5 protein-coding genes are annotated in these 3,735 nt (G+C 67.6%); all 5 read right to left on the bottom strand.

Translation table 11 applies throughout. The features are described 5' to 3' along the window. Window positions 1-656, bottom strand: a 656-nt coding sequence (locus tag AC2VON_RS20535; protein WP_486954568.1) for a ferrochelatase, incomplete at its 3' end; no start/stop codon positions are given. After that, entirely contained in the window at window positions 657-1,466 is an 810-nt protein-coding gene (gene inhA, locus AC2VON_RS20530) for an NADH-dependent enoyl-ACP reductase InhA (RefSeq protein ID WP_486954567.1), read from the bottom strand. Window positions 1,467-1,486: 20 nt separating this feature from the next. Then, on the bottom strand, window positions 1,487-2,239 hold the full coding sequence (gene fabG1 / locus AC2VON_RS20525) for a 3-oxoacyl-ACP reductase FabG1 (RefSeq protein WP_486954566.1): 753 nt from the start codon (window positions 2,237-2,239) through the stop codon (window positions 1,487-1,489). 77 nt (window positions 2,240-2,316) lie between these two features. Continuing rightward, on the bottom strand, window positions 2,317-3,324 hold the full coding sequence (locus AC2VON_RS20520) for a VWA domain-containing protein (RefSeq protein WP_486954565.1): 1,008 nt from the start codon (window positions 3,322-3,324) through the stop codon (window positions 2,317-2,319). Between the two features lie 4 nt (window positions 3,325-3,328). Then, window positions 3,329-3,735: DUF58 domain-containing protein (locus tag AC2VON_RS20515; RefSeq protein ID WP_486954564.1), on the bottom strand; the 407-nt coding region annotated here is incomplete at its 5' end.

Below are 3,735 nucleotides of genomic sequence, written 5' to 3'. Positions count from 1 at the left end.
CCGGAGCGCGACTGCCAGACCTGGTCGTATCGCGGGTATCCTGCCGCGGCGGCGACCAGCCTTGCGGCATAGCCGACCTGGCGGCTGTAGAGCCGGCAGTACCGCTCGTCGGCGGCAACCGGTACCGAGTGTGCGGTGAACACCAGCCGGGCGTCATCACGCAGTCCGGCAGGTAGGTTCTCGGCGGCAGCGGCGATCGCATCGGCGAACATCTCCACGAAGAGCGGATGGTCGAAATACTGGCGCAGCTTGACCAGTTCCGGCGCGCGCTCCCCGACCGCATCGCGCGCCCGGCCGATGTCCTCGGCGTATTGGGTACAGCCGGAATACCCGCCCCATGCCGAGGTGGGGAACACCGCAGCGCGGCGAATCCGGTTGTCGGCCATTGCCGCTACGGTGTCCTCGACGTAAGGTTGCCAGTTGCGGTTGCCGAAGTAGACGGGCAGATTCAATTCCGTGCGCAACTGGTCGACCAACGCGCGGTTGATCGCATTGATCGGAGAAACCCCGCCGAAATGCCGGTAGTGCTCGGCGACGGCGTCAAGGCGATCCGGGGGCACCGCGCGACCGCGGGTCACATTCTCCAGGAACGGCCGCACCTGCTCGGGTCCCTCTGGTCCGCCGAAGGACAGCAGCAGAACGGCATCGAATTCCATTTAGAGCAGCTGGGTGTGGGCGCCGCCGTCGGCGTAGACGACCGTGCCGGTGCTGGCCGGCAGCCAGTCGGAGAGCAACGCGCACACCGTCTTCGCTACCGGCGTCGCGTCTTTCATGTTCCAGCCGAGCGGCGCCCGCTGATCCCAGCCCTCTTCGAGCAAGCGGATCTGGTCGCTGGCCGAGTCGCCGAGCGCACCGCCGACGATCGCGCTCATCGCCAGCGTCCGGAGCGGCCCCGCCGCGACCAGGTTCGATCGCACCCCGTGCGGACCGGCCTCGCGTGCGACGAACCGGTTCACCGATTCCAGTGCGCTCTTGGCCACCGTCATCCAGTTGTAGGCCGGCATCGCCCGGGTGGGGTCGAAGTCCATACCCACGATGCTGCCGCCGCGGTTCATGATCGGCAGCAGCGCCTTGGCCAGCGATGCGTACGAAAACGCGGAGATGTGAATACCTTTCGCGACATCCTCGAATGGCGCGTCGAAGAACGGGTTTATTCCCATCCCGCTGGGTGGCATGAAGCCGATCGAGTGCACGACACCGTCGAGTTTGTTGCCCGCCCCGATCACCTCGGTGACCCGGTCGGCGAGGGTGTCCAGGTGCTTGTCGTCTTGCACGTCGAGCTCGAGCAGCGGTGGCTTCTGCGGCAACCGATCGAGAATGCGGTCGATCAGCCGCATCCGCTGATACCCGGTGCACACCAGCTGCGCACCCGCCTCCTGAGCCACCCGGGCGATGTGGAACGCAATGGACGAGTCGGTGATGATCCCGGTGACCAGGATGCGCTTGCCGTCCAGAAAACCTGTCATGTCGGTCCCTGCCCCTCCTTTCAATGGCCCATGCCCATGCCGCCGTCGACGGGGATCACGGCCCCGGAGATGTAGCTGGCGTCTTCGGACGCCAGGAAGCTGACCACCCCGGCGACCTCGTCGGCGGTGCCGATCCGCTTTGCCGGGATGAAGTCCAGCGCCCCGGCCTGGACCCGCTCATCCAGCGCACGGGTCATGTCGGTGTCGATGTAGCCCGGGGCCACCACGTTGGCGGTGACCGACGCCTTGGAAAGCTCCCGGGCGATCGAGCGGGCCATACCGATCAGGCCGGCCTTGGACGCCGCGTAGTTGGCCTGGTTGCCGATGCCCCAGGAGCCGGAGACCGAACCGATGAAGATCATCCGGCCGAACCGCTTCTTGACCATGTTGCGCGCCGCACGCCGGGCTACCCGGAATGCGCCGGTCAAGTTCGCGTCGATGACCTTTTCGAATTTCTCCTCGCTCATCCGCATGAGGAATGCGTCCGCGGCGACACCGGCGTTGGCCACCAGCACCTCGACCGGGCCCTGGTGCTCCTCGACCGCGGTGAACGCGGCGTCGACGGCGGCGGAGTCGGTGACATCGCACGCTAACCCGAACAGCCCGTCCGGCACACCGGACCCGCGATGGGTCACGGCCACTTTGTGCCCGTCGGCGGCCAGCCGCTGCGCGATCGCCAGCCCGATCCCCCGGTTTCCACCGGTGACCAGCACCGACCGCGACACGAACGGTGGTCGCGTGTGGTTTTCAGCAGCTGCCTGGGTGTCCGTCACCCGGTCAACTTATCGCCTCATCAGCGCAACGCCGAAACCGACTCGTCGTGCGCTGCACCCAAAACTGCAATCGGTCGTCACGTCGGCAATCGCCGATTGAGCAGCAGCGCCACCAGCGCCGCCAGCATCAGCACCAGCGAGCCCAACCGCAGCCAGCCGACGCTGGCGTCGCCCTTGATCGTCTCGTAGCCGATCTGGTCCTGCAGCGTCGCGTAGACCTCCTTGAGCTGGCCCAGGCTGGATGCGGTGTAGGCGTTGCCGCCGGACAGGTCGGCGATCTTCTTCAGCGAGGCGTCGTCGACGGGGACCGGTTGGCGCTGGTCATTGATCTCGACATATCCGTACGGCGTGCCGAACGAGATCGTCGACACCGGAACCCCCTGGTCTTTGGCGGTGCGCGCCGCGGTGAACGCGCCCTTGGGGTTGTCCGGGTTGGACGGCACGGTCTCCTTGCCGTCGGACAGCAACACGATGCGCGCCGGAGGCGGGGTGTCGCCGCCGCCGATCACCGCGCCCACCGTGGCGATGGCCTGCAGCGCGGTGAAGATGCCCTCCCCTGTCGCGGTGCGGTCGGCCAACTGCAATTTGTCGATCGCGGCCTTGGTGGCTTCGCGGTTGGTGGTCGGTGACGTCAGCACGGTCGCGGTGCCGGCGTAGGCGATCAGACCCAGGTTGATACCCGGTGTCAGCTCGTCGGCGAACTGTTTGCCCGCCTCCTGCGCCGCAGCCAGCCGGCTGGGTTGGACGTCGGTGGCGCGCATCGACTGGGACACGTCGATCACCAGCATCACCACCGCGCGGTTACGCGGGATCCGGATGTCGTGCGTCGGACCGGCCATCGCGACCGTGAACAGCAGCAGCGAGCCCAGCAGCAGGACCGCCGAGAGGTGCCGCCACCGGGTCGGTGCCTTGGGCGCCACGCTTTCCAGCAGTTCCATGTTGGCGAACCGCAGAATCCGCCGCTGCCGGACGACCTGCATGATGATGGACAGCGCGGCCAGGCCACCGACGACGAGCAGGAACAGGAAGAACCACGGGTGGGCGAAGCCGGCCAGCGTCATCGGCCCGAGTAGCGGCAGGGTCATGGCACTAGATCCCCGCCAGTGCCCCACGACGGCGCCACTCGACGAACCGGACGATGTCGGCGATCCAGTCGGAGTCGGTGCGCAGCGAGAGCAGCGGTGTTTCGCAGCTGCGCAGTGTGTGCGCCACGTCGTCGCGGTGGCCGGCCGCGGCCCGGGCGAAGTCGTCGCGCAGTTGCGCGTCGATGGTGAACTCGCGGGTGACCCCGGATTCGGTGTCCTGCAGGATGACGTCGCCGACGTCGGGCAACTCGACGTCACGCGGGTCCAGCACCTCGATGCCCAGCACCTCGTGGCGGGCCGCGATCGCGCGCAGTGGGCGCATCCAGTTGATCGGGCCGAGGAAGTCGCTGATGATCACCGCCATGCCGCGGCGACGTTGCGGCCGGCGCAGCGCGTCGATGGCCGCGGCGA

The organism is Mycobacterium sp. TH-M82 (genome assembly GCF_057473605.1).
This window is presented reverse-complemented; position numbering and strand designations above follow the sequence as displayed.

What these genes read in the sequence shown, in the direction of transcription:
- inhA (WP_486954567.1), bottom strand. Translation starts at nt 1,466, where the DNA reads ATGACAGGTTTTCTGGACGGCAAGCGCATCCTGGTCACCGGGATCATC.
- AC2VON_RS20520 (WP_486954565.1), bottom strand. Translation starts at nt 3,324, where the DNA reads ATGACCCTGCCGCTACTCGGGCCGATGACGCTGGCCGGCTTCGCCCAC.